The sequence below is a fragment of the Psychrobacillus sp. FSL K6-4615 genome (assembly GCF_038008225.1).
Taxonomy (GTDB): Bacteria; Bacillota; Bacilli; order Bacillales_A; family Planococcaceae; genus Psychrobacillus; species Psychrobacillus psychrotolerans.
Genome location: NZ_JBBOYQ010000002.1, coordinates 84,583 through 111,026, shown reverse-complemented (window position 1 = coordinate 111,026; position 26,444 = coordinate 84,583). Strand labels below are relative to the sequence as shown.

The following is a 26,444-nucleotide window of genomic DNA, read 5'->3' as shown; positions in this document are numbered from 1 at the left end:
ATTTTTAGAGCAGGGGTAAAGAGGCAAGAAATAACTAGGTTGAGATTTGTGTGGTAATAAGAACTTGAACAGCAAAAATATCAAATTCACCTTTTTAAATATTAATATTTCACCAGGCGGTAACTGTTAAATTCAACAAACAAAAACTTCGTGGTATTTGTTAATAAATGGATGGTCTATTCACCCCTTATCTATTCACCCCCTTATTTTTGCTGTTTTAGGGGTGAACAGAGAGGGGATGAATAGAGCTCACCCCCTAAATGAGAACTTAAAGCCTTGATATGTCTACATTTAAAAATTTTTCAGAACGTAGACTACAATGCAATATAGAAGGTGCAATACCGTGTAAAATTCACTTGTTTATATTTACAGTATAAATACACGAAAATGCACTTCTGTATTACATAAAAAAACGTGTTTTATTTAGGAGTATAGTCAAGAATCAGTGGCTATGTTATACTGCTTTCTGAAATAAAAATTTATATAATTGTAACGGGAATACCCCGACAACTTTTTGCAAACAGGTTTATCTTGTTTGTATTTGTTGTCGGGTTTTTTTGTTGGAAAGGAGTTCAAATGTTAGAGTTACTCGAGCAGGAAGATATCCGTGTACCTAAAAATGACCTGTTTAAAGTCGGTGTCATTCTTAAAGCAGAGGAAATACTCATTCTGCAGGAGATCTTTATTCATTCAACCATGAGAGCAACTAGCATTCATGGGTTATATGAGATGTTCTCTAAGGGCAAGCGGAGTGCAACAGGCATTTCTAATCGAATTAGAAAGCTAGTAGATTCTGGGATGTTAGTACAAATCAAAGAACCACTAGGTAATGGAGATTCTTTGAGTGGTCTTACTTACTACCATTACCGTTTAGGTCCTCGTGGATTAGAAGTGCTTATTACTCTTGGGAAAGTGGAGAAAGAAAAAGGAGAGAGGGCTATTCATTCAGCGATACGTCGTGGAGTACCTTCCAGCCATTTTAGAGCCACATCTAATCTTGCCAATAAAATAGTTATTCGTATGTTATCGCACTCTCCAACTATTGACTTTACACACATTAGAGGGAGCATTCATGAAGAATTAGGTGCTACAAACGATACGGTTTTCTCACAGCGTGGCTTAATCATTCCCGATTGGGTTTTCGAGCGAGAGGACACGATCATTGCGATTGAAGTGGATACAGGTACACAAAGGAGAGAAATTATAAGGCGGAAATACAAACGTTACGAGAAAATGGCTAAGCTTCTATTAGCAAAAGGAAAACGTTTATTTGTGATATTTGCAGTTACAGACGGAAGCATTATTGATATATCGGTAGGACAGGATTTAAGAAGAGATACAAGGAGCAGGCGTGTTGTTTCGTTGAAAGAAACATTTCCAATCTTTACAGAATGGCCAGAGAATTTAGAGATTTCCGTAGCAACTGCTCGACGTATACCATTATTGGTAGAAAGAATCTTGAATAAACTAGCACCTATATCCAAGTCGGAGCAGCTCTTGTATTTAGAAACGTGGGAAGAGTTAATGGAGTCCTATAAGCCCAAACATCACGAACTAGTTCTTGAATCTATAAAAGTTGCAGAGGAAAAGGGGCTTACCTTGAAACGTAGTAGGGATATGGATGCTACTTTCCTTATGGACCATAAGATCAATGGAATAAGTGCCTCTCATTATCTAATGCTCTTTGGGGAGGAAGGAAATGTTCGGACATTCCAAATTATCCGCAACAACGTACAGCTCGCAAAATATTTAAACCACAATCCCAAAATCACTTTGGATTTCCGTGTCTTTATTCTTTATTACTTCAAAGGTGAAGCACTAGAAGATGTATATGGTTTAGATCTGGATGAATGTAGTTTATACCTGAGCAATATTGAAACAATGGAGTGGAAAGAGGATGGGACGGAATCAATAGATTATCATCTTAAAATGACTACTCCGTATAGAAGGAAAGAGGTGAAATTATTCGTATGAATAAACAAATTTGGTGGAAACAAAAACTTCCGTTATTCTTGTCCTCCGCGTTTTTGCTCCTAACGGTGTATTTCTTCTTTTGGGCATGGTTAAAAGTATTTTCGTTTGGTGTCTCCCATTCGAGGGGGGAGGAAGTACGGTATTTATCATTTCTCTTTGGGAGGAGTGATACCGTTTCAATTTTCTTTATACTCTTTATGGGATTGATTAGTATTTTCGGATGGTTGATTAGTACACGAGTGCATTTTTATCAATCAAGGAATATGCGAATTATCTATTTCGGTTTAACTGGATTGGCGATATGGGGAGGCATTGCAGCATATGGAATGTCCCAAGCACAAAAGCATATGTTGCCATTCTTTCAAACGAGATTAGGAAATATCCCAGCTGCTCCAGTGGATACGGATGGATTACTGGAACAATTGGTATTCGGACAGCTGCAAGGATTCTATCTAACGTTAGTTATCATCCCGGTACTGATCATGTTCTTTACCTCTTATTTTTTACTAAACAAGTATGTAGAATTCGATAAAGACCTGAATAAAGCATTTTTTGAATTTGAATGGAGAGGGAAGTGGTTACAAAAGCTATCCAAGTTGGAGCAGAAAGAGAAATGGCCAGACATTGAGTTGGGTTTATCATCTACTCACCAAGAGATGGTTGTATTACCTGGTCGTGACCGTACCCTCAATACCATGATTGTAGGATCAATTGGTACTGGTAAGACGGCTGCTTTAGGGCTCCCTATGATTAACCAAGATTTACACCACATGGTTGAATATATTAAAAACTATGCGGAAATGTATGAACGAGAGGATTTCCGAACGGAAGAGGTAGGGGGTAGGTTTTTAAGTGGTATATCTGTTATTGATCCATCCAACGATTTATGTCAAAAGACACTACAGTTGGTGAAAGCACACAATATACCGGAAGAAGTAATCACCTACATCAATCCGCTTGATCCGAAAACACCATCTATCAATGCGATGCGTGGTCCAGTCGATAAAGTAGCGGAGGTATTTGCACAAGTAATTGCAGGCCTAAATGATTCCAAAGATGGAGGGAATTTCTTTTTCGAGCAAGCGCAGCGCAATCATCTTAAACACTATATCTACCTTTTGAAATTACATGATTTAGAGAAAGAAGTAACACTTGATATGTTACTAGATATGTATAACAACCCTCAGTTGGTACACCAGATGCATGTAATGTTAAAAGCAACAATCCCTACCATGATTGACGAAATTGAGGATAGAGATGAACGGAACTATTGGAAAATCGTTCAAGGGATTGATGAATGGTTTGACCTCAACCTCTTACCAAAGGTTACAAGATCAGGTTCCTCCATGGTTGGAGAATATGGCGATGATGGAGAAACGTTGTATTATGATGCAAAAGAAGAACATGTACAGGGCTTACGAAATATCTTAAATGATATCGGTGCCAATCCATTGATAAGACGCGTATTATTTGGAAAGAGTGATTTCGACTTCGATCGCCATATGGAAATTGGTGGTATTTTATTGGTAAATACTGCCAAGGGAGAATTAGTCCAACTTGCTAGAGTACTAGGAAAGGTAGTATTAATGAATTTGCAAAATGCTACATTCCGTCGTCTACCAAACGTATCTTCATTCCACCACATTTTAATCGATGAAGCACCTGACTATCTATATAACTCGTTCCGAGAGTTCCCAGCACAGTCACGTAAGTACAAGGTAATCATTACTACCTTGCAACAAACAATTGCTCAGATGGCAGACCAATTTGGAGAGCATTACATGACTACATTAATCGGTACTATGCGTAATCGTATGGTATACGGGGATGTGCCTGGATATGATGCGAAGTACTTCTCTGAAATGTTTGGAGAGAAATATACGTATGAAGAAGGGCAAACAGAAATGACTGTTTCACCTTTACAGGAAGATCCAGGTTCCCGCTCCGGTTCGTCTTACTCGAAGGTTCGTGATTCATCTATGACAAGTGGAGATATTATGTTCCAAGAAGCGTTCCAGTGTGCAGTGAAATTGGTAGTCAATAACCGTCCGATGCCCGTGGTACAAATTCAAGCGAACTTCGTACCTAAAGAGGAATTTTCGGTTGCTAGTATTCAAGTGGAGGAAGACGAAGCGAATGTTTGGTTGGCAGACCGCAGACGCTATGGTGTAAAAGTCAGCAAAGAAGTAGAAATAGCAATAGATAGTATTGAGCAAACGGAAGTAGCAAATCAAGCACTTTATGATAAGCCTGTATTGGATGAAGCTATGGTAGACCGTGCAATAGGAATTGAAGTCACCAAGCAACCAAGAAGTGAGATAATTTATCAGTCTGGTGTAGAAAAAGAAGTGATTGTTATTCCTTCTTTAGAAGAAATAAAACAAATGCGTAAACCGGTACAAGCAGAGCCTAATCAAATTAGAACTGTAGCTGCTCCCACTCCGGTTCCTTCTAATACGGAACAGGGAAGAAAGTCGGTTTTAGAAGAACTAGAAATAGACACATTGGATAATCAGGAGCAGCCGGTGCCTGAACCAGTTACTCCGTTGGTTCATTCTAAAAACGGGGATAATTTCTTCGATTCTATATTAGAGCCGTATTCCGATGACAATACATCTGCAGCTCCCATCAAAAAGGGGGATTATGAACAAAGTGAACTATCGGAAAATAACATAGCTTTCTTAAAGGACATAGATATAGATGTAGGCAAAACTCCTAAAGCAACAAAATAATACTTGCGTATCCAACTACCTATTTGTAAAATGAATGTAATTGGAACCACCAACAAAATAAAATGAAACACATAAAGGGCGTACCCCTCGTGAAAAACAGATGAACACTATTCATTTGTCTTTTTCGAGGGGTACGTTTTTTTATTTTGTTGTTTCCATTCGATTATAAAAGTCGAAGAAGGAGGAACTTAGCAAATAGCTTACGTGGTTTATCTCCCATGTTCGTTATAGAAATTCAATGAGGTAAATAAGAGGACTGAACAGAACACCAAAAAGTATAAATCGAGAGGATGGAAAAAACATGACCACAATGACATCATGGACAACGGATAAACAACTGGAGGCTCTAACAATAGCTGACCGTTTTGGAGAATTAGTAAATGGACATATTCGTAGCCGTGGCACGATAGAAATAGAAGGTAGGAAAGTAGATGTATTCTACATTGCTTTACCACATGGAATTAATGGTTATTGCCCTGTAGCTGATTTTCGCAGAAGAGGTAACCGTGGGTATGACGAATTTGTCGGAGAAAGCAGAAGCTTTAAAATTACTCGTATCAATCAAGAAATGAAAATTGTCTTTCTATCGGAAAAAGAAGGTAGCGAGATTACAAAACAGAAGTTTTGGGCTGATGTAGTGGAGTTAGATAATAAAGGGGAACTGGAAAAACAGACCTATTCAGGAACTGTTACAGGATATAACCGTTTAAAAGGAATTATATATCTCGATGTTCAAGGGCAAGATTGCTATATGTTCCGTACAGAGTGGTCGTGGGAACGTAATGCGGTTGTAGATGTAATTGTCGGAGAAACATTAGAAGTTAAAATTCAGAAGTTTGATTCTGAAGCACAAGTTGTTCGTGTCTCCCGTCGATTAACATTACCCGACCCTTATGAGTTTGTGAGAACGTTAAAACCTAACCAAGTATTAGTCGGACGTGTAGTAGATGTTCACAAGATACATGGAATCTTTGTTGATATTGAAGATGGGGTGACGTTGAAGGCAGGGAAACGAAGAGTATTAGAAGAACCAGATGTTGGAGACACTGTACGAGTTCGCTTCCAACATTTTGATGAAGCAAAACGAGAAGGGCGAGTTGTAATTCTGGATTATCCAGGCGGGAAACGTAAGAAAAAAGATTTAGGATCATTCCTGTTCGGTTAATGGCAAATATTAAAGAGCAGTCAACTGCTATTCAGTTATTTTATCGGGAGGATGGCACTATATCCATATGGGACCATCCAAACTTTAAGTCCTCTCTAGCTATTCCTGATAGTTACTTCCCGCTAACTCGGGTGGAGCAGGCGATGGAAATGGTGAATACAGGCAAGTTGACAGAAATGAATGTACGCATGTTAAAGGTAATAGGAGATGCCATCTGTGCCAATGAGAATCAGATTAAGCGTTATATGTCTAGTTTAATCTCTTCTGGTACAACAAGTAAGCATCTGCGATATTTGATGAAATACGGATTCGTAGAACGACATAAATGCCGTCTAAAGTTCATTGAAGAAGATGGAAAAGAAGTAATTCGTCCTCCAGGGCCTATTACATTAGGAATTGCTGGATATAAACTGTTAAAACGATTGCACAGTGAAAGTCAGTTTATGGACCCAGACTCCTGGAACGATAATCCTTATGGCGTTCAACGGTATGTTGCTACTAATGAAATTCGCTGTCTTGCCATTGAATCTAGGAATGCGAGAGCATGGGAATGGCACCCTTCTATTGGAGGGAATGCTAAATATAAAAAACCACTAGCGGTAACTCGTATTGAAACTCCTAAAGGAGAAGTACAACTCCTTCTGGAACGTGCGCAAATGTCCCAAGACTTCATAGGATACTTCCGTACTCGCTTTGAACAGTATCGCTATCTGTTTAATCGTGACAATCGTATCCAAGTAGATGGGTTTCCGGAGTCTTTTGTACAAGTTTTCGTTATATCCGTTTCTTCTATTAGCATGGCTAAGTTTATCCAAGAGCAGATTCGCTTACATACATTTCCGTTTGATGTTTGGTTTGTCGTAGATGAATGGATTGATGCTGAAGGTGGATTGGAAAATGCTTTTGCTTCTGTAACCAAAGAAGGAATTAAACGTTTCCGCGCGCCGTTTTTGCGGAAGCAACAAGTTATAGTGCCTGACAATTAAACTTAGTGAAGTTAAAAAAGAGAAGAAACTACTAGGAGGTTATGAAAATGAAATATAAAGACAATTTCTATAATACTATGCAAGAAAGGTTAAAAGGAAGTGAACCTTTTTTTAAACAACAGATCTTAGAACTCTTAAATAGTATTAATTCAAATATGGATGTTTTCACAAATAATGACCCAGAAACATACTTGAAACAACTCTTACAAGATATTTCTGAACTGCAAGACGAAAGAAATGCCATTGTTACGATACCCTTGATAGTAGAAGGAGAAAAAGAACTAAAATTATTACAACCTGGTAGTGCCTTTTTAAATACTTCATTCGTAATAACGGGTGCTGGGACAGGGAAATCTTATAGATTAATAAATTTTGCTAAGAAATTAATGCAGCAAGAAAAGTCTGTTGTATTCTTAACGCAAGAATTATCTACTAAGGCGAAAGAAAACCTCTTAGTATTTGCGGAAACAACGGACTACCTTATTATTGATGAAGCGTATCTTGTATTGAGAGATAATGATAACTTGCAGCCGGAACTGATCAAATCATTACTTCAACGTACCAATTTGATACTCTCTACGCACTCAATAGAGTCTTTGGAATTGCTACCTGGCTTTGACTTACGCCAATTTAATTACCATCTACATCTTGGAAATAAAGAAGAGATTATTATTAATACACCAGAGTTTCATACAATTTCGGGAAAGTAGGTCTATTGAATCATCACAAAAACCGTTTGACTTCTTTTTGTCCTAGTGGTAAATTATGAGTAACACCTTTTCTCAAGGTTTTTACTTTGAGGAGAGAAGCTATACAGGGTGCGGAAACATCCTGTTTAGTTCCTAAAAAAATTAAAAGTAAATATAAAATTACTATCTATAAATGGGAAAACCCCAATCGATAGAAAAGCAACGTACATTGTTACGTTTCCTTTCTATTGGTTGGGGTTTTTTGTGTTGATAGAAAAAGGAGGGAACTTGTGTCCATTCTTATTGCAGTAGCTGAACCAACACTTGCTGCCATCCTCCGTAATCATTTTGAAAGTGCCCGGTTGGACGTTATTGATAATGATGTACTCCATCGAAAGTATTTAAGTGAAATTATCGAGATTGAAGAACCTGATATGGTGATTTTACACGACACTTATTTACCGAGTGACTTTGAAGAACAGTTAGCAAGAGATGAAGAAATGTTAGAAATCATAAATAAATGGCGAGTGGAATTTAACGACAGTCTTCGAGTGGTTTATTTATGTGAACGGGATAGACGTGATCCATTCCTCGGAAAACTCGTGGCACATAATGTTTTGGACATTTTCAATGAACGTAAGATAATCGTTGAACAGTTCGTAGAACAACTTTCAGCTCCCCCTAAATATGCCAATGTTTCTAAATATGGTGTTGGGGGATTAGAACTTGAATTTGATGAAGTAGTAGAAGTAACCGAAATGGAAGAATCACAAGAGGTAGCTGCTCCTCCAACTGAGAAGATACAAACAGAGAAAGCAGCAAAACCTAGTGTTCCAAAAGGGCAAAAGACGAAAGAAATTTTAGAGTCGGTTAAAGGTAACTTAAAGTCCGTGAAAGATGCGGGGGAAGAATGGAAGCAGCAACGCATTAAGGAAAAAGAAATGAAAGAATCCATTCCCAAAGAGCCAAAGTCCAAACCAAAACCAAAGGCAAAGCTTATCACTTCTTCAGACATTGATTTTAACGAAATAATTGATCTCATGCCAATTCCGAAAGAAGTCTACAATCGACCTCAAATAGTAGGGACGGTAGTCATTGCGGTAGCTGGTGTTCAACCACACTTAGGGGCGACACACACTGCTATGTCGATTGCTAGTTATTTGCAAAACCAACAGCACAGCGTAGCCCTAATTGAATTAAATGATTCAGAGGATTTTGATCGGATTCACGCTTTATACGAAGGGGAGCAGCATTTCCTCCGAAATGAGAATAAATTCACCTATAAAGGAATCGACCATTACAAATATCGGGAGGACCTTCGCTTAGGGGAAATCATTCCCACCTATGAGTATGTGGTTCTGGATATAGGAGCAATTGAGGAGAGTCGTTATTTTGATGAATTTCAAAGGTCTCATGTTCGTTGTTTACTCGTATCTCCTTATGAATGGAAAGGCCAATGGATTAAAGAATTTACCGAACAGATAACGGATCCTGACCAATACATCTACTTAGTTCCATTCGTAGGTAAGTCTCTTGTGAGAGATGTGGAAGAACGGTTTCCACAGTTACAGTTTGTTCGTTTTACTGCAGATGAAAATCCATACAAGGTAATCGAAGAAGGACAAAAAGAAATTATCCATATTTTAGATGGGTTCCTGAAAGAAGATAAAAAAGGCTTTAGTCAAAAAAAGGGTATTCTGATCAGCGTCACAAGTGTTGTGGTCACTCTATTAATCGTTACAGCATTCCAATTTTTATAAAGGAATCGACCAATAGGTTTACCCAGTGCTAAGGAAAAGAGAAAAGGGAGGAACGTAACAAGTGAGCATTAGACTGCGAACGAAAAAATTAATTTGGTCAGGTCTTATAGGAGCTGGCATTATGCTAATAATCGCTACAGTAGGTGGATATTTCTATTACGACCACGTACAAGAACGTGAATTAGCTTTGAAGAAAGAATATAAAAAGAAAATGGAGCTCTTACAAAAAACTGCTGAACAAAATGAACAAGGATATGCCTTAACAGCAGATGTTGAAAGAGGAGAAGTCATTACAAAAGAAATGCTAGTGGAAGTATCTCTACCTGAACTAGCTAAGGCAGAAAATACGATGTCTCTTCCACAATTTGATGCAACTAATTATTATGCTAGAACGGATTTAAAAGCCAATACAGTGATAATCGATTCACTCGTTTATATGGATGAAAATATCGAGAATGATATAAGGGAAGCCGAGTATTCCTTAATCGAATTACCTTCTAAATTGAAAGCAGCTGATTATGTAGATATTCGTATTCAGTTCCCAAATGGTGACGATTATATTTTATTCGCCAAAAAGAAAGTAAAAGAAGTTGCAGGTCTAACCGTTTGGATGGATAACGATGAAGCTGAGATTCTATCTATGAGTTCTGCGATAGTGGATGCCTATATCGAAGGTGCAAAGATTTACGCTTTACCATATGTGGATGGAGAAATGCAGATTGGATCGCAAATTACATATCCAGTTAAACAAAATGTTTTGTCACTAATTCAAAGTTCTCCAAACATCGTAAATATAGCAAAGCTGAATCTAGAAAAACAAAATCGAGCTAATTTAGAAATGGGCTTAGAGGCAATGGAAGAAGAGGAGCGACAAAAGTTAAGAGCTGGAGAAGAAAGCAATAAGGCTGCAGTCGAAGAGCAAAAACAAATTGATGAATTAAATGCGTTAAATCAATTTAACCAGGTTCCACCTGAAACTACTGAAACAGAAGGAGTGACTGGAGAATGAAAGTAATGGAAACGAGTAAAGAAAATACATTAGCTAGGAATAAGCGAAATAAAGAAGTTATTTCTTTTTCGGGAAAACAAAGCAGTGGAAAAAGTAAAGACAGCCTGCATTTCATAAACTTCTATATTCAAGCAATGAGAGAGAAAGGACATGAACAATGAAAACAATCCAACTAGTAGGTTCTCGAAACAAATCTGATTTTACTATTTATCTCAGTCATCTCTTAACGAAATTAGACCAACGAGTATTAATTGTAGACACTACCGAACGTGGTATTTATCAACATGGCATTGCACGATTGAATGGAAATCAGCACTTATACGATTTTCAACAAATCGATATATTAGCAGGCGCAAAGGAGTGGTTAGACGTTGAAGAATTACTACGTATCGAAGGTGAGTCTACCACGAACTACGATACGGTAATAGTCGATATGGATAGTACAAAAATCATTTCCAATGAGTGGCCAATTTTTGAAGAACGTTATTACATTGGGGACGAAGAACGTCTTAACCAAATGCAAGATATTGATTTACTCCACTTATTGTTTGATGAAACAGAAGATAAAAATATCAAACGTGTGACCTTCAAGTCAGGATACGAATTGACTGGTGACTATTTTGATAATTTATTGAATCACCGAGCTACATGGAGATCCATGAATCACATGATAGAACCTGATGAATTTATGATTTCATTGCGAATTCAAATGGGACATGACCATATCATTCCATTCAAGAAAGTAAATAAGCAATACAAAGATGTATTATGTGAAATCGTTTCGGAGATTTATGAAATGCATATCAAAGAAGTACAAGATGCAGTGAAGACATCTTTTTTCAAATTCGGTACAAAACGAGTGAAAAAAGAAAAAACGAAAGAACGAGCATTAGTTATTGGAAGCAGTAATTAGTTAAGCGAGCAGAAAGGAGTTATAACATGGGGAAAAAAATTATTATGTGGTCTCCAGTCCACGGACAAAGTGCCACTACATCCAATACAGTTGCCCTTGCTTCTATGTTTGCATTAGATGAACATTATCATTCGCTTTTGACTCATACACAATTGACGTTCTCTACCTTGGAGCACCTCTATACAAAAGGTGAAAGAGCGGGATTTGATGATGGAGGAATGGAAGCACTAGAACGTTTAGTGAAAAGTAAATTGTTAAAAGCCGAGGCAATACCGGACTATACCGACACCATTTATAAGAACCGATTAGACTTACTTGTTGGCAGTAAAAAAGAGTGGGAAAACCAAGGGGAAGCAGAGAATATTTTACGCTCCATTTTACATGTTGCTTCGCATCACTACGATACCCTTTGGATAGATGCACATTCGGGTACATTCAATTCCACTACAAGAGCGTTATTAAAAGATGCTGACCTAGTTGTAGTGAATTTACCGCAGAACGCATATGTCATTGATCAATTTTTCTCGGGAGGTTCTTTCCCTGCAGAATTAGAAGGCAAGCCGTATATCGTGCTAATTAGTAACTATGATGATAAATCAGCGTACTCTGTCAAGAACATTAAGCGTTCACATAAAGTGAAAGCACCAATTTACCCAATCCTGTATTCGACTGCATTTCGTGACGCATCTAATCAACGGGGAATATCGGATTTCTTTCTTCGTTCTATGCGAGCTAAGAGAGCGGAGCCTGTCCACGCTTTTATTCAGTCTGTAAGAGATGTGAATAAAACCATCATGAAGCAACTGAAATTAAATCATACGGAGGATGATGATCTATGACCGATGTTTGGTTTAACGCATGGATTATCCTTCTTCTCACCGGAGCTGCATTGTTATTCATAGGTTGGCGGGTTTTAAAAGGACGTAAGCCAGATAGTGAAATGGGAGAAAATGAGAGAGAGACCTATAAGTTGTCTGTAATCAAAGAATTTGTGATGAATCGAATGACGGAAATCACCACAATGGACTTGATTAATCTTGGTTTATCAAAGGATGAATTTACCCGTCAGTTGAGACGGAGAGAAGAATTAAAAGAAGCTTTGAAAAAATGTAATACAGGCGATATTTCTTCCAAGACTTATGTCCGTGAATTTATCTACGATTTACTGATGAAAACTTATAACTTTAATGAAGAAAATGTGAATTTGGTTATTCCATTCCAAGCACCTTCACAGTTATCCGCACGAGATGCTTTCGATATTCTACTATTCGTCTATCAAAAAGAACACGGTAAACATGCTTTAGGAGAATTGTTAGATCAATACGGTCTAGCAGAGGCTAAAGAAGATGGTGGCTACCGAGTCTTTGAAACAGAAATAAGAGATATCTATAAAGAAAAAATCACTAAATTACGCTTTGAGGATAAGATGCGAATTATTACCAATCGTATCTACAGTCACTACAAAGGATTTGGCATCATTGATGATATTCGAGATATGAGTATTGATGGTGTTTCTGGTGGTGTCTCAGGGCTCCCTAATCGCATGGAGAATCTAGATGATGAAGACTACATTCTAGGGAAAATGCAAACGGCTACAAGCGGATTAAACTCTATTTGGGTGATGTATAAAGGGAAATCAATTCACTTATCATTCCTCGAATTTGAACATGAAGCAGAAGTCCGCCGAGTAGTAGAGAATATCTACAAGTTTAACTATCCAGGGCAATTATCAGAATCTCGTCCTTACATGATTAATGAAATGGCGGATGGTTCTCGTGTCACGGTAGTAAGACCAAAGTTTTCCGAAAGTTGGGCTTTCTTTATTCGTAAAAAGTATGACTCAAAGAAAATGGAATTAGAACAATTAATTACGCATCCAAAGAGCGAGATTGCGATAGGACTTATAAAATTCCTTATGAAAGGAAATAGAGTGACAGCAGTTACTGGAGCCCAAGGCTCTGGTAAAACGACCTTACTCATGGGAATGGTTGGTTACATCCATAAATCACTGAATTTACGTATCCAGGAAACAAGGTTCGAATTAAACCTACGAAACATTTATCCCGATAGAAATATCTTATCTTTCCAAGAAACCGATACAATAAGCGGTCAAGATGGACTAGATTTGCAAAAGAAAACGGATGGTGCGGTAAACATATTAGGGGAGGTTGCCACTGACCCTGTTGCAGCATGGATGATTCAAACTGCACAAGTTGCGAGTTTGTTTACCATCTTTACACACCACGCTAAAACATTTAGTGATTTAGTGTATGCCTTACGTAATTCTCTACTAAAAGTAAACATTTTCAACAATGAGACTATTGCGGAACAACAAGTAGTGAGCGTGCTGGAGTTTGATATACATTTGCGTCAAGACTATGACGGTTCACGTTATATCGAACGAATCACCGAATGTATTCCCCTTAGTACAGATTCAAAAGCGGAGTTGCCTGCCTTACCAACAGATGCAACAAAAGAAGATAAAATGGACCAATTTCTAATGGTCGCTACCACATTTTATCATCAACAAACACAACGAAAACAATTTGAGGAACGAAATATTATCGAATTTCAAAACGGAGAGTACGTAGCGAAATATCCAATTAGTCGAGAACGACAAGAGGAAATTACAAAACAGCTTTCTGTTGAAGATCAACAAGCGTTCCGAGAATTTGTGGAACGTGTTTGGGGGGATGTAGCGTGATACAGATTTTAACCCTCGTTGCCTTTATCGGCTTCGGGGTACTGATTGCCCTCTATTTATACGGGAAACAGAGAAACAAGAAAAAGAACAAGAATGCACAACTAGAGTTCGGTATAAACCAAACGACATCCTGGCAATCCAAATACAATCAATTTGCACAAAAAGCGTATATCAAAGCGGGCAGAATTCCAATCATCAAAGGAGTGATTGCACGTATTAGATTACGGATTGAGACATTATCGGTGTATGACGAATATACGCTCCGTAGAGAAATCATGCGAATTGTCTTTACTATTGGCGGATTTATCGCTTTCTTCTTCTTAGGTGCAGTTCTATTCCGTCCTAGCTGGCTCGTATTGTTTTGGATTACGTTAGGACTGTTATTTCTGTCGGGTGTGTTACTGGACTTCTTTGTCACAAGAGTAGAAACACGATTACTGACACAATTGAAAGAATTTAATAACCGTGTTCGCTTTTACTACCAACAAACCAAAATGGTAGATGAAGCTATTTACGAGTCTATTCAGCACGTTGGTCCTGAAATGAAGATACAAGCCAATCGAATCTATTCCATTCTTACAAGCGTAGATCCAAATGCAGAAATGGCCAAATACGAGGAAGTTGCACCTAGTCGCTTTTTAAAAGTAATTGCAGGTCTTGCTGTTCTTGTTAAAGACCAAGGTGACATAGTGAATGAAAAGGGTAGTGCCTTCTTGCGAGGTCTTACTAGTGTTAACCAAGAGCTTAATACAGAAATTCTTTACCGCTCTAAGTTAACTTACGAAATGCGTGGTTTAAGTGTATTAGCTCTAACCCCGATATTCTTTGCCTTACCAATAAAGAATTGGGCGACACAAACATTTCCTATTACTCAACAATTCTATGAGTCTCGATTAGGTTTCCTAGCAGAAGTTTTAGTATATGGAGTTGCCGTACTGGCTTATGTGCTTATTCGTAAAATGCGTGAGATTACTGAAGCTAAGTATCAGTCTAATGTGAAACGAGTTAAATGGGAACAAACACTATTGGAGAAGGTGCCTTTCTTAAATAAAATCGTCGGTGCTTTTGCTCCGGAGCCTTATACCAAAGAACATTTCAAAATTATGAAGCTGCTAAAAGACGCAAATTCTCCTCTTAAATTAGAGTGGCTAACGTTGAGGCAAATCTTATTAACACTAGGAGTTGTAATTCTATTTATTGGAGGATTTGCCTACGCTCACGAACGTGAAGCGAAATCTATATTAAATACAGCAGTTCCCGAAACACTTTTTGCCGGAAAAATCACGGCAGAAGAACGGCAAGCACTAAATGAAAAATCTGCTTTTGACCGTCGAGTGATCGAGGACATCCAAAGTATGGAGAACTTAACTCCTGAAATGGTACAAGCATATGTAGCAGAACAATTAGGTGTGTCGGATGTGAATAACCAACAGGTCAAACAGGCTACAGAACGAGTTATATCAAAATGGCTTGTGGTGGAAAATTCCTTCTTGAAATGGTGGGAAGTGCTTGTAGCTTTCCTATTCGGATTATTGGTTTGGAACATTCCAACCTTGATTTTACGTTTTCAGCGTTTCTTACGCTTTAAAGATATGGAGAATGAAGTGCATCAACATTTGGTACTGATCAGTATTCTTCGTGAGTTTGACCGCATGAGTGTTTTTACCATCCTTACCTGGATGGACCGCTTTAGCGTGGTATTTAAAGAACCAATTCAGGAATCCATGCATGTGTATGATGCTGGTCCAGAAGATGCGCTTCATCTATTAGGTGAACGAGTAAGTTTTGAGCCGTTTCAACAAATCATTGAACGATTAAAACTGGCGGTTGTCCGTATCAGTATAAAAGAGTCTTTTGACGACATTGATATGGAACGAGAATTTTACTTAGAGCAACGCCGAGAGTCCAATGCCCGTTCCATAAGCGAAAAAGGCACATGGGCAAATTTACTCGGGTTGGTTCCAATTAACGTTTTAATCTTTTTGTATTTGGTGGGGCCACTTATTTATATAAGTGTAGTGGAAACAAAAAATGTCACTAGTTTAATAGGATAGGTTTTCACAAATAATAAATATTATTTTGGTATCCCAAAGGCTTTTTGCCTTGTTGATGCAATAAAAATTTTACAGACAAAAGGGAGAGATTTACACATGAAAGAAAGTACATCAACTGCGTTACTGTTAGGGGCTGCACTACTATTAACACTAGCTCTAATTGGTCTTTCGGTAAACGTATTCAGTCCAGCGACAGAAGCAGCAAAAACGGCAACAACCGATTTCAGCCAAGCAACAACTGAATTAAAAGATCAAAAGTACTTAAATTTTGATAACACAACTATTTCTGGTTCACAGGTAGTAAACGCTATTCGTAAGTTCGAAACAGAAGGAAAAGCTAACAATATCGGTATCTATGTAAAAACAGGTAAAAATAGTGGGAACTGGTACTACAACCAACTAAGCGGAGATACGCTGACAGTTGCTTCTACTCCATCAAATGTAAATAATTCGACTAATGCTGAATATATCAATCCATCAGGAATGTTCAAAGCTACAATCAAACGTGACTCTAACTCAGTAATTCGTGCAGTTGAGTTTGTTCAAAACTAAGCTTAACCAATTAAGTTAGAAGGAGGAAGGCGGCACTTCCTCGGGAGTGCCGCCAAATTTCTATTATGAATGAAAGTATTTCCAATGCCTTTTACCTCGCTTTTGCCGCATTGATTACCATGAGTGCATTAGCCTATACATTTTGGTCAATGACCGATTGGTCTGATGCGTATGAACACGTACCATCTGGAGCCACCGTATTTATAGAGGATACACAGATCCCTGCAGAGATCAACTGGACAGGAGATCAAGTCGTGGCCAAACTGTATCGGCTATCTGATGAAAATACTCCGATTGTAGTAAACGGACAACTGTTTCTAACCGATTTAGATGTTAAAAACTTTCAAAGTACGGTTTCTTTGCAAGGATTATATAAACAAACACTTGAATGGGATGCGACTGGAAAGGCCCATAAAATTATTTTCACACAAATATAGAGTAAGCAAAGGAGACGAACATCTTGCCAAATTTCATAGCTAAAGTATTTGCCGTTCTTCTGGGTGTCTTGTTAATGTTCTACGTTCCTGTTTACCAGTCCTATCAAAAGCAAGATGACCTTGTTTACCAAAACGTCAAACAAGCCGTTACTCAATTCGTCGATAATGTTCGAACAAAAGGATATATCACTCCTAAAATGTATGAGGATTTTCAAAATGAAATCTCGGTTGGAACTTATTTGTTCCGTACCGACATAGTGCATGAACAAAAAGTCTATACACCTATTTATACGAACGCCAATATATTCACAGGAGATTATACCGTTGATTATGACGAGTATTATTGGTATCAAATTGAAAAGTTTTTATTTGACGAAACGAATGTGATTCCCAAAAAAGAACGTATGTACAAGCTACAGCAAGGGGACTTTTTTTCAGTACATGTAGAGAATGTGACCAAAACAAAGTCTACTATGTTATTTGACTTCTTAACAGGTGGAGCGGGTGGTAACGATATAGTCATCTCTGTTCCATACGGTGGGATGGTGCTAAATGAAGATTACTAACTTTGCAATTTTCTATATCTTGATTGTCATCTCATTGCTCGTTTTTACCCAATGGAAATCAGAGGATTCTAATACGTTTATTAACCTAAATCATCAATATGATACTGCTATGACAGTCGCTACACAGGATGCAATGGACCAATTACGAACGAATGTGATTCCGACAAAAGAAGCTGGATATAGTTCCTCTAAATTCAACCGAGTGAACCCTGAGCCCGCTTTACAAACATTTCTACATAGTTTATCTATCAACTTCGGTGTAGAAGATGATGTGACACAAGATCTTATGTCTCGTTATGTACCTGCTTTTGCGGTAATGGACTATGACGGGGCTTTGTTAAGTGTCTATCAAGAGATTCATAATTCAAATGGAGAAAAGGAACTGAAGCGAGTATGGTTGCCGAAAATTCCCTTTACTTATCACGATACGGAAGGAAATATCATCTCCTTTACCTTAGAAGAAGATGTAACTGTGTATGATGCCGCCTTAGATGAGTGGATTAATGGTAATCGGAAAGAGTTAGTAAAAGATCCTCAAATAACGATTCCACTTCTCCATGACGAAGATGAATTTCATCGTATTCGAAAAAATACGATTGTGAATGTATTTCAGGATGAACTCGCTTATTACATAAATGAGCATAACGTGTATACCAAACAGTTAGGAGTTACGTACAAATTCACACTACCACTGATAGAACAAGAAGATTGGTACAACACGGTAGATGATATAAGTATTTTTACTTTCTTTCAAGGTTATCCCTACCAACGAGGGCAAGGCACTTTTAATGAGTTTGCTTTAGCGGGTGGACGATTAGAGAAAGTAGATCCTATACATGCAACTACTGTTAATGGCGAAAAGCTATATTTCCGTGAGTCTTGTGGTTTCTCTTATACCGTTGGTGAAATTTATTCAACGAAGAAGGAAGCAGCAAAGGCGGGGTATGTGGAAAAATCTTGTTTGAATGAATTTTGATAGGAAAGGGAGATGTAAATTGAAAAGAAATTTCATTATAAAAGTGTGCTTATCGATATCCATAATCTGCTCTATATTAGCTACGGTAAACGCTCTAAATAAAGAAGTTAATATTATGTTCCCTTTAACATTATTCGTTATTTCAAGTTGTATTTTTGCTTCATATGAAAATATCGAAAAGGTAGTTAAAAATAAGAGAGACAAAGGAGATTTACAATGAAACTGAAAAATAATGAACTTCAAACAGTTAAATTAGATACACTTTCATCTAAAAAAGTACCATACAATGTTTTACGAAAACCGGTATATAAAGCCGTGGCTATGTCTTTAGCTATACTAGCTACTAATTTGTTAGGGAATGAAGCTACTACGGTTAGCGCAAATGTAAATCCTATTCAAAATCAAGTCAATCAAACATATGAATCACCAAGAAATCTAGTTACTTCATCATTACTACAAACGAATGGACAATCTACAATATATAGAAGTTTAGCAGCAGTAAATAATTTATTTGCTGGCGGTACGGGAACGTTGGCTGACCCATTTTTAATTTCAGATGCAAGACAATTGGACCAAATGAGGAACTATTTAAATAGTTCCTTTAAACTGACGAACGATATTGACTTAAGTGGAATAGATTGGATGGCAATTGCAGAAGGTGATGTATTTACAGGTAGTTTAGATGGTGATGGGCATACAATTAATGGATTAACGATGAATACTGTTAGTGTAACCTATACAGGATTAATAAGTTCAATTGGTGCAACTGGTGTTGTAAAAAACCTATACTTATCAAATGTAAATGTAGAATCCTCAAAAGCATCTGGAGCAGCTGTTGGAGGATTAGCAGGTTCGACTCTTGGTCTTATAGAAAATGTAATAGTTAGCGGTAAAGTATCGGGAATAGGTATTGCGGGTGGAGTTGTTGGAAACATCTCAGGTGGCTCATTAAATAATGTACTCTCACAAACAGAAGTTACAGGAAAAGGTGCAGGAGGAATAGTTGGTACGATTAGACTAGGGGGTTCTATAAAAAACGGCTTTAATAGTGGAACCGTAACTTCAAGTACCGACCCAGGAGGAGGTATTGTCGGTTTAATAGACACGAATCATACTGGAAGTATTAATGATGTTTACTCCACAGGAGATATAACAGGAAATGTTTATGCTGGAGGTCTAATAGGACGTAACCTATCAAAGAATACAACTGTTTCCTATGGTTATTCTACAGGAAGTGTTTCAGGGGGAGGTATTGTAGGAGGGCTTATAGGCTCAGCGTCTGGTGGTAAATATTCAAACTTGTATGCACTAAATAAAAGTGTTAACACATCTGGAAAGATCGTCGGTAAGGGAATTGGACAAGCCCTAAACAATCCAACAGTTTCAAATATGGTGGCAGCTGATTATATCCAGGGTAATGGGCATTCAACGCTTATTACGAAATCGATAACTCATGATGAGGCTCTTAAAAAAGAAACATACGCTATGAGAGGGTTTGGGTTTGATTTTGGAGATAATGGAACCGATGCAGTATGGGAGATAGAAGAAGGCAAGTCGCTTCCTTATTTATCATTTCTCTCCAGTTTACAGCCAAAGCCAATTAACCCAGATCTTCTTGCATTAGAAGTAGCAACACAGGCAGTAGTTAAAGCTGAAGGAACTAAAGCACAAGCAGATGTAGATTCAGCTCGCACGTTGGTTAATCCGTTACCTGTAGGGCAAGATAAAACGGACTTATCCGATCGTTTAGATGCGATTCAACAAGAGATTGATAATAAAGCATTGGCAGAAAATCCATCTACTGATTTTACCTACACAACAAGTAGTGGGAAAATAACAATCACTGCATATAAAGGAACTCGAACAGATGTAGTTATACCTTCATTAATAGATGGTAAACCTGTAACTGTAATAGGGAATAATGCTTTTAAAGATAAGAATTTAACATCTGCAATTCTTCCATCAACACTGACTACAATAGGCCAAAACGCATTTATGAACAATCAAATAACCACCGTGGAAGTGCCTAAGGGTGTAACTGTGATTAATCAATTTGCTTTTTCCAATAACCTTTTAACATCTGTCAAGATGCATGAGGGACTGTTGACTGTCTCAACTAGAGCATTTGAGAATAACTCATTAAAATCTGTTGAAATACCTTCTACGGTAACTAGTATAGGTTTGAATGCATTTGAAGGTAACCGAACAACACCATCGGATTTCAAATTATACGGATACGATTTACGTACTACATCATCAAGTCATGCAGCTACACATGGCTACACGTATGTCTCTCTAGGTAATAATTATGTTCCTTTAACAGAGAACGTAAGTACCGATTTTGAATATACGAAAACAGCAACAGAAGTAACAATTACAAATTACAAAGGAACAAGTAAAGACATTCGTATACCTTCCATGATAGACGGTTTGCCTGTTACTATACTGGGAGGCTCTTCATTCAGAGGTAAAAGTATAACATCCGTAATCATACCCAATACAGTTAAAGAAATTCAATCATCAGCTTTTATAACTAATCTTCTGACTCAATTAAATCTTCCTGAAGGTTTAAAAACAATAGGGGCTAGTGCGTTTCAAACTAATAATATAAAAACCTTAACATTGCCATCTACACTTGAAGAAATCGGACTGGCAGCATTCACTGGAAATAAAATAAACCATGTAGTTTTACCAGAGGGGTTAAAAACTCTAGGTCAGTCAGCATTTAGTAAAAACGAGTTAACGACGATAAAAATACCAAAAGGGTTGATTTCTTGGGGAACTCAGGTATTTGAAGAAAATATAATTACATCTATAGTTTTGGAAGAAGGAATTACTGATATTCCCACAATGACATTTAGGAATAATTTGTTAACACACATACAATTACCTTCTACTTTAAAAAGTATCGGAGGAAACGCTTTTATTGGTAATCAATTAACAACTGTTGTTATTCCAGAAGGAGTTACAGACATAGGAAGTTTGGCTTTTGCTTCAAATAAATTAGATTCTGTAACTTTACCATCAACAATTGTAACAATGTTTTCATCGACGTTTCAGTCCAATCAAGCAGTTGCTTCTAACTTAATTATGTATGGATATGATTCTCCTACTACAGTTAAGGACTTTGCCGATGCAAGAGGATACACTTTTGTATCTTTAGGTGGAAGTTATACCCCAATTGATACAAAATTAACTGAAGCAACAGCGGAAGTAGTGAAAGCTGAAGGTTCTAAAGCACAAGTAGACGTAGATTCAGCTCGTAATTTGGTTAATCAGTTACCTAACGGAACTGCCAAAACCGATTTATCAGACCGCTTAGATGCAGTCCAACAAGCGATTGATGTTGCAAAAGCTGAAGCACAAAAACTAGCAGACGCAACCAATGCAGTGGTTAAAGCGGAAGGTTCTCAATCGCAAGCAGATGTAGATGTAGCTCGTCCTCTGGTGAATTTGTTGCCGAATGGTCAAGAGAAAACCGGTTTAACCGACCGTTTAGATGCGATTCAACAATATATTGATAATAAAGCATTGGCAGACCAAATTGATAAAGCAACGAAAGCTGTAGAAAAAGCAGAAAACAGTAAAGATCAATTAGATGTGGATGCAGCACTTCCAGAGATAAACCTGTTACCTAACGGTACAGAAAAAACCGATTTAACCGACCGCTTAAACGCTATCCAAAAAGAGATTGACGATGCGAAAGCACAAGCGGATTTATTAGCTAAAGCAACACAAGCAGTTGTAAAAGCCGAAGGTTCTAAAGCACAAGCAGATGTAGATTCAGCTCGCCCGTTAGTAGGTCAGTTGCCTGTAGGTCAAGACAAAACAGACTTAACCGACCGTTTAGATGCGATTCAACAAGATATTGATAATAAAGCATTAGCAGACCAAATTGATAAAGCAACGAAAGCTGTAGAAAAAGCAGAAAACAGTAAAGATCAAATAGATGTGGATGCAGCACTTCCAGAGATAAACCTGTTACCTAACGGTACAGAAAAAACCGATTTAACAGACCGCTTAAACGCTATCCAAAAAGAGATTGACGATGCGAAAGCACAAGCGGATTTATTAGCTAAAGCAACACAAGCAGTTGTAAAAGCCGAAGGTTCTAAAGCACAAGCAGATGTAGATTCAGCTCGCCCGTTAGTAGGTCAGTTGCCTGTAGGTCAAGACAAAACAGACTTAACCGACCGTTTAGATGCGATTCAACAAGATATTGATAATAAAGCATTAGCAGACCAAATTGATAAAGCAACGAAAGCTGTAGAAAAAGCAGAAAACAGTAAAGATCAAATAGATGTGGATGCAGCACTTCCAGAGATAAACCTGTTACCTAACGGTACAGAAAAAACCGATTTAACCGACCGCTTAAACGCTATCCAAAAAGAGATTGACGATGCGAAAGCACAAGCGGATTTATTAGCTAAAGCAACACAAGCAGTTGTAAAAGCCGAAGGTTCTAAAGCACAAGCAGATGTAGATTCAGCTCGCCCGTTAGTAGGTCAGTTGCCTGTAGGTCAAGATAAGACGGACTTAACCGACCGTTTAGATGCGATTCAACAAGATATTGATAATAAAGCATTAGCAGACCAAATTGATAAAGCAACGAAAGCTGTAGAAAAAGCAGAAAACAGTAAAGATCAAATAGATGTGGATGCAGCACTTCCAGAGATAAACCTGTTACCTAACGGTACAGAAAAAACCGATTTAACAGACCGCTTAAACGCTATCCAAAAAGAGATTGACGATGCGAAAGCACAAGCGGATTTATTAGCTAAAGCAACACAAGCAGTTGTAAAAGCCGAAGGTTCTAAAGCACAAGCAGATGTAGATTCAGCTCGCCCGTTAGTAGGTCAGTTGCCTGTAGGTCAAGATAAGACGGACTTAACCGACCGTTTAGATGCGATTCAACAAGATATTGATAATAAAGCATTAGCAGACCAAATTGATAAAGCAACGAAAGCTGTAGAAAAAGCAGAAAACAGTAAAGATCAAATAGATGTGGATGCAGCACTTCCAGAGATAAACCTGTTACCTAACGGTACAGAAAAAACCGATTTAACAGACCGCTTAAACGCTATCCAAAAAGAGATTGACGATGCGAAAGCACAAGCGGATTTATTAGCTAAAGCAACACAAGCAGTTGTAAAAGCCGAAGGTTCTAAAGCACAAGCAGATGTAGATTCAGCTCGCCCGTTAGTAGGTCAGTTGCCTGTAGGTCAAGACAAAACAGACTTAACCGACCGTTTAGATGCGATTCAACAAGATATTGATAATAAAGCATTAGCAGACCAAATTGATAAAGCAACGAAAGCTGTAGAAAAAGCAGAAAACAGTAAAGATCAAATAGATGTGGATGCAGCACTTCCAGAGATAAACCTGTTACCTAACGGTACAGAAAAAACCGATTTAACAGACCGCTTAAACGCTATCCAAAAAGAGATTGACGATGCGAAAGCACAAGCGGATTTATTAGCTAAAGCAACACAAGCAGTGGTAAAAGCCGAAGGTTCTAAAGCACAAGCAGATGTAGATTCAGCTCGCCCGCTAGTAGGTCAGTTGCCTGTAGGTCAAGACAAAACCGATTTAACAGACCGTTTAGATGCAGTTCAACAGTTAATCGATGCTCAAAACAATGCTCAACAATTAACAGACGCAACTAATGCAGTAGTGAAAGCCGAGGGTACTCAAACGCAAGGTGATGTAGATTCAGCTCGTCCGTTAGTTAATCTTTTACCAAATGGTCAAGACAAGACTGATTTAACAGATCGACTAGATGCAGTTCAGCAGTTAATTGATGCGGTGAAGTCTGATGCACAAAAACTAGCAGACGCAACAAATGCGGTAGTGAAAGCCGAAGGTTCTCAATTACAAGCAGATGTAGATAATGCTCGCCCGTTGGTTAATCTTTTACCAAACGGAACAGCTAAAACGGACTTAACGGACCGTTTAGATGCAGTTCAACAGTTAATCGACGCTCAAAACAATGCTCAACAATTATCTGATGCAACAAATGCAGTAGTGAAAGCAGAGGGTTCTCAAACACAAAGTGATGTAGATTCCGCTCGTCCGATAGTTAATCTATTGCCAAATGGTCAAGATAAGACCGATTTAACGGATCGACTAGATGCAGTTCAGCAGTTAATTGATGGAGTGAAGTCTGATGCACAAAAACTAGCAGACGCAACTAATGCAGTAGTGAAAGCCGAAGGTTCTCAAACGCAAGCAGATGTAGATAGTGCTCGACCATTGGTTAATTTATTACCAAACGGTACAGCTAAAACGGACTTAACGGACCGTTTAGATGCAGTTCAACAGGTAATCGATGCTCAAAACAATGCTCAACAATTAACTGATGCAACAAATGCAGTAGTGAAAGCAGAGGGTTCTCAAACACAAAGTGATGTAGATTCCGCTCGTCCGATAGTTAATCTATTGCCAAATGGTCAAGATAAGACCGATTTAACGGATCGACTAGATGCAGTTCAACAGGTAATTGATGCTCAAAACAATGGTCAGCAATTAACTGATGCAACAAATGCAGTAGTGAAAGCAGAGGGTTCTCAAACACAAGGTGATGTAGATTCCGCTCGTCCGATAGTTAATCTATTGCCAAATGGTCAAGATAAGACCGATTTAACCGACCGACTAGATGCAGTTCAGCAGTTAATTGATGCGTTGAAGTCTGATGCACAAAAACTAGCAGATGCAACAAATGCGGTAGTAAAAGCCGAAGGTTCTCAATTACAAGCAGATATAGATTCCGCTCGTCCGTTGGTTAATCTATTACCAAACGTTCAAGATAAAACGGATTTGACAGCTCGATTGGATGCAATTCAGGTTATACCGCCTGTTGTTACACCAATACCACCAGTTGTTGTACCACCAGTGGTTGTTCCAACACCACCAGTTATTGTACCGCCTGTAGTAGCACCGAAACCGACTGAACCTACTCCTGCTCCTGCTATTGTTTTACCGAAACAGTCAGATAAGGTTATGGTAGCAACAAATAGAGATGTTGATTTAGTATTAGAGATTCCACAAATTGATGTGGAAGTTACAGAAGCATTAAAAGTAAAAATTAAAATAAATATTAAATCTCCTATTAATGGTTCGAAATTGTATTTAGAAACTAAGTCAAATAGTACGACTAATCTTCTCGGAATCGAGCGTACTGAAATAGATTTAGGGAAGATGGACAAATATGGTGTTATTGAGGTAGACCGTAGTTTAATCTTTAATGAACTTGGAGAATATAAAATTAAAGGAATTTATGTAGCAAATGGATCTAATTTAGAAACAAATACGGTTGACGTTACGGTATTTAAAGAGTTATTGATACCAAATACTGTTTTGCCAAATCTTCATGGTTTGTCAGTCGCAACACTTAAAGCTATGCAAGCTGTACCTGTTTATACTAAAGACGCAAACGGAAATATCGTACGTGTTCCAAATAAGTATTTAGATAAAGGATCTCTACACTTAGTGCAGGACACATACAAGGGTTATTATCAATTATCCGATGGTAATTATATCGAACCTCAAAATGTGTCAGTCCACATTGGAAAGGGAGAAGTTCGTAAGGATAGTGTAAATGTTTATGACAAAAATGGTCGTTTCCTTCGTACCATTAAGAAAGGACAACAATATAAAGTCTATTCTTATAATGATAAGCGTTACTCTATTGGTGGAGGAGAATTTATAGAAGTGCAAGATGGTGTGACATATGTATTTGGTTGGTTCACTGTAACGCAACCAATGACGTTATATAAACCGGATGGTACTGTTGAAAGAACATTGAACGTTGGTGAAAAATATAGAATTTACCACACGGACGCAGATTATCTTCATGTAGGTGGAGGTTACAAAGTGAAACGTGATTTAACTAAGTTCACTTTCTTGAAGAACTAATAGATGGTTTACT

General features: G+C 37.9%; 17 protein-coding genes. All 17 read left to right on the top strand.

The window, feature by feature from the left end; all coding sequences use genetic code 11:
• The first annotated feature begins 576 nt into the window (after positions 1-576).
• The 17 genes from MKX53_RS19320 (at position 577) to MKX53_RS19240 (ending at position 26,431) form a co-directional block, all read left to right on the top strand.
• Positions 577-1,974 carry a replication-relaxation family protein gene (locus tag MKX53_RS19320; protein WP_340913622.1) on the top strand — a complete coding sequence of 466 codons (1,398 nt, stop codon included), beginning with the start codon at positions 577-579 and terminating at the stop codon, positions 1,972-1,974.
• Positions 1,971-4,706 carry a type IV secretory system conjugative DNA transfer family protein gene (locus MKX53_RS19315; RefSeq protein ID WP_340913620.1) on the top strand — a complete coding sequence of 912 codons (2,736 nt, stop codon included), beginning with the start codon at positions 1,971-1,973 and terminating at the stop codon, positions 4,704-4,706. The genes MKX53_RS19320 and MKX53_RS19315 overlap by 4 nt, the downstream gene beginning before the upstream one ends.
• A gap of 301 nt (positions 4,707-5,007) precedes the next feature.
• Positions 5,008-5,871, top strand: a complete 864-nt coding sequence (locus MKX53_RS19310) for a hypothetical protein (RefSeq protein ID WP_340913618.1) — start codon at positions 5,008-5,010, stop codon at positions 5,869-5,871.
• A complete protein-coding gene (locus MKX53_RS19305) occupies positions 5,871-6,857 on the top strand; it encodes a hypothetical protein (protein ID WP_340766073.1) in 987 nt (328 codons plus the stop codon). Before MKX53_RS19310 ends, MKX53_RS19305 begins: the two co-directional genes overlap by 1 nt.
• A gap of 47 nt (positions 6,858-6,904) precedes the next feature.
• A complete protein-coding gene (locus MKX53_RS19300; protein WP_340913616.1) occupies positions 6,905-7,567 on the top strand; it encodes a hypothetical protein in 663 nt (220 codons plus the stop codon).
• Positions 7,568-7,836: 269 nt separating this feature from the next.
• On the top strand, positions 7,837-9,306 hold the full coding sequence (locus tag MKX53_RS19295) for a hypothetical protein (RefSeq protein ID WP_340766076.1): 1,470 nt from the start codon (positions 7,837-7,839) through the stop codon (positions 9,304-9,306).
• A 61-nt stretch (positions 9,307-9,367) separates the two neighbouring features.
• A complete protein-coding gene (locus MKX53_RS19290) occupies positions 9,368-10,315 on the top strand; it encodes an SAF domain-containing protein (protein ID WP_340766078.1) in 948 nt (315 codons plus the stop codon).
• On the top strand, positions 10,312-10,476 hold the full coding sequence (locus tag MKX53_RS19285) for a hypothetical protein (protein ID WP_340766080.1): 165 nt from the start codon (positions 10,312-10,314) through the stop codon (positions 10,474-10,476). Before MKX53_RS19290 ends, MKX53_RS19285 begins: the two co-directional genes overlap by 4 nt.
• A complete protein-coding gene (locus MKX53_RS19280) occupies positions 10,473-11,228 on the top strand; it encodes a hypothetical protein (protein ID WP_340913614.1) in 756 nt (251 codons plus the stop codon). Before MKX53_RS19285 ends, MKX53_RS19280 begins: the two co-directional genes overlap by 4 nt.
• Positions 11,229-11,254: 26 nt before the next feature.
• Complete coding sequence (locus tag MKX53_RS19275) at positions 11,255-12,067, top strand: hypothetical protein (RefSeq protein ID WP_340766084.1); 813 nt, start codon at positions 11,255-11,257, stop codon at positions 12,065-12,067.
• Positions 12,064-13,932: an ATPase, T2SS/T4P/T4SS family gene (locus tag MKX53_RS19270; RefSeq protein WP_340766085.1), complete on the top strand. Its 1,869-nt coding sequence runs from the start codon at positions 12,064-12,066 to the stop codon at positions 13,930-13,932. Before MKX53_RS19275 ends, MKX53_RS19270 begins: the two co-directional genes overlap by 4 nt.
• On the top strand, positions 13,929-15,986 hold the full coding sequence (locus tag MKX53_RS19265; protein ID WP_340913612.1) for a hypothetical protein: 2,058 nt from the start codon (positions 13,929-13,931) through the stop codon (positions 15,984-15,986). Before MKX53_RS19270 ends, MKX53_RS19265 begins: the two co-directional genes overlap by 4 nt.
• Positions 15,987-16,082: 96 nt before the next feature.
• A complete protein-coding gene (locus MKX53_RS19260) occupies positions 16,083-16,538 on the top strand; it encodes a hypothetical protein (RefSeq protein ID WP_340913610.1) in 456 nt (151 codons plus the stop codon).
• 119 nt (positions 16,539-16,657) lie between these two features.
• Positions 16,658-16,975: a hypothetical protein gene (locus MKX53_RS19255; protein ID WP_340913607.1), complete on the top strand. Its 318-nt coding sequence runs from the start codon at positions 16,658-16,660 to the stop codon at positions 16,973-16,975.
• A 23-nt stretch (positions 16,976-16,998) separates the two neighbouring features.
• Positions 16,999-17,541, top strand: coding sequence for a hypothetical protein (locus MKX53_RS19250; protein WP_340766092.1), 543 nt, complete (start codon positions 16,999-17,001; stop codon positions 17,539-17,541).
• Complete coding sequence (locus tag MKX53_RS19245) at positions 17,528-18,517, top strand: hypothetical protein (RefSeq protein ID WP_340913604.1); 990 nt, start codon at positions 17,528-17,530, stop codon at positions 18,515-18,517. The genes MKX53_RS19250 and MKX53_RS19245 overlap by 14 nt, the downstream gene beginning before the upstream one ends.
• Before the next feature lie 216 nt (positions 18,518-18,733).
• Positions 18,734-26,431: a leucine-rich repeat protein gene (locus MKX53_RS19240; RefSeq protein ID WP_340913601.1), complete on the top strand. Its 7,698-nt coding sequence runs from the start codon at positions 18,734-18,736 to the stop codon at positions 26,429-26,431.
• Positions 26,432-26,444 lie beyond the last annotated feature (13 nt).

Coding starts and splice junctions, on each gene's coding strand:
- MKX53_RS19320 (WP_340913622.1), top strand. CDS start 577: ATGTTAGAGTTACTCGAGCAGGAAGATATCCGTGTACCTAAAAATGAC.
- MKX53_RS19315 (WP_340913620.1), top strand. CDS start 1,971: ATGAATAAACAAATTTGGTGGAAACAAAAACTTCCGTTATTCTTGTCC.
- MKX53_RS19310 (WP_340913618.1), top strand. CDS start 5,008: ATGACCACAATGACATCATGGACAACGGATAAACAACTGGAGGCTCTA.
- MKX53_RS19305 (WP_340766073.1), top strand. CDS start 5,871: ATGGCAAATATTAAAGAGCAGTCAACTGCTATTCAGTTATTTTATCGG.
- MKX53_RS19300 (WP_340913616.1), top strand. CDS start 6,905: ATGAAATATAAAGACAATTTCTATAATACTATGCAAGAAAGGTTAAAA.
- MKX53_RS19285 (WP_340766080.1), top strand. CDS start 10,312: ATGAAAGTAATGGAAACGAGTAAAGAAAATACATTAGCTAGGAATAAG.
- MKX53_RS19280 (WP_340913614.1), top strand. CDS start 10,473: ATGAAAACAATCCAACTAGTAGGTTCTCGAAACAAATCTGATTTTACT.
- MKX53_RS19275 (WP_340766084.1), top strand. CDS start 11,255: ATGGGGAAAAAAATTATTATGTGGTCTCCAGTCCACGGACAAAGTGCC.
- MKX53_RS19270 (WP_340766085.1), top strand. CDS start 12,064: ATGACCGATGTTTGGTTTAACGCATGGATTATCCTTCTTCTCACCGGA.
- MKX53_RS19260 (WP_340913610.1), top strand. CDS start 16,083: ATGAAAGAAAGTACATCAACTGCGTTACTGTTAGGGGCTGCACTACTA.
- MKX53_RS19255 (WP_340913607.1), top strand. CDS start 16,658: ATGAGTGCATTAGCCTATACATTTTGGTCAATGACCGATTGGTCTGAT.
- MKX53_RS19245 (WP_340913604.1), top strand. CDS start 17,528: ATGAAGATTACTAACTTTGCAATTTTCTATATCTTGATTGTCATCTCA.
- MKX53_RS19240 (WP_340913601.1), top strand. CDS start 18,734: ATGAAACTGAAAAATAATGAACTTCAAACAGTTAAATTAGATACACTT.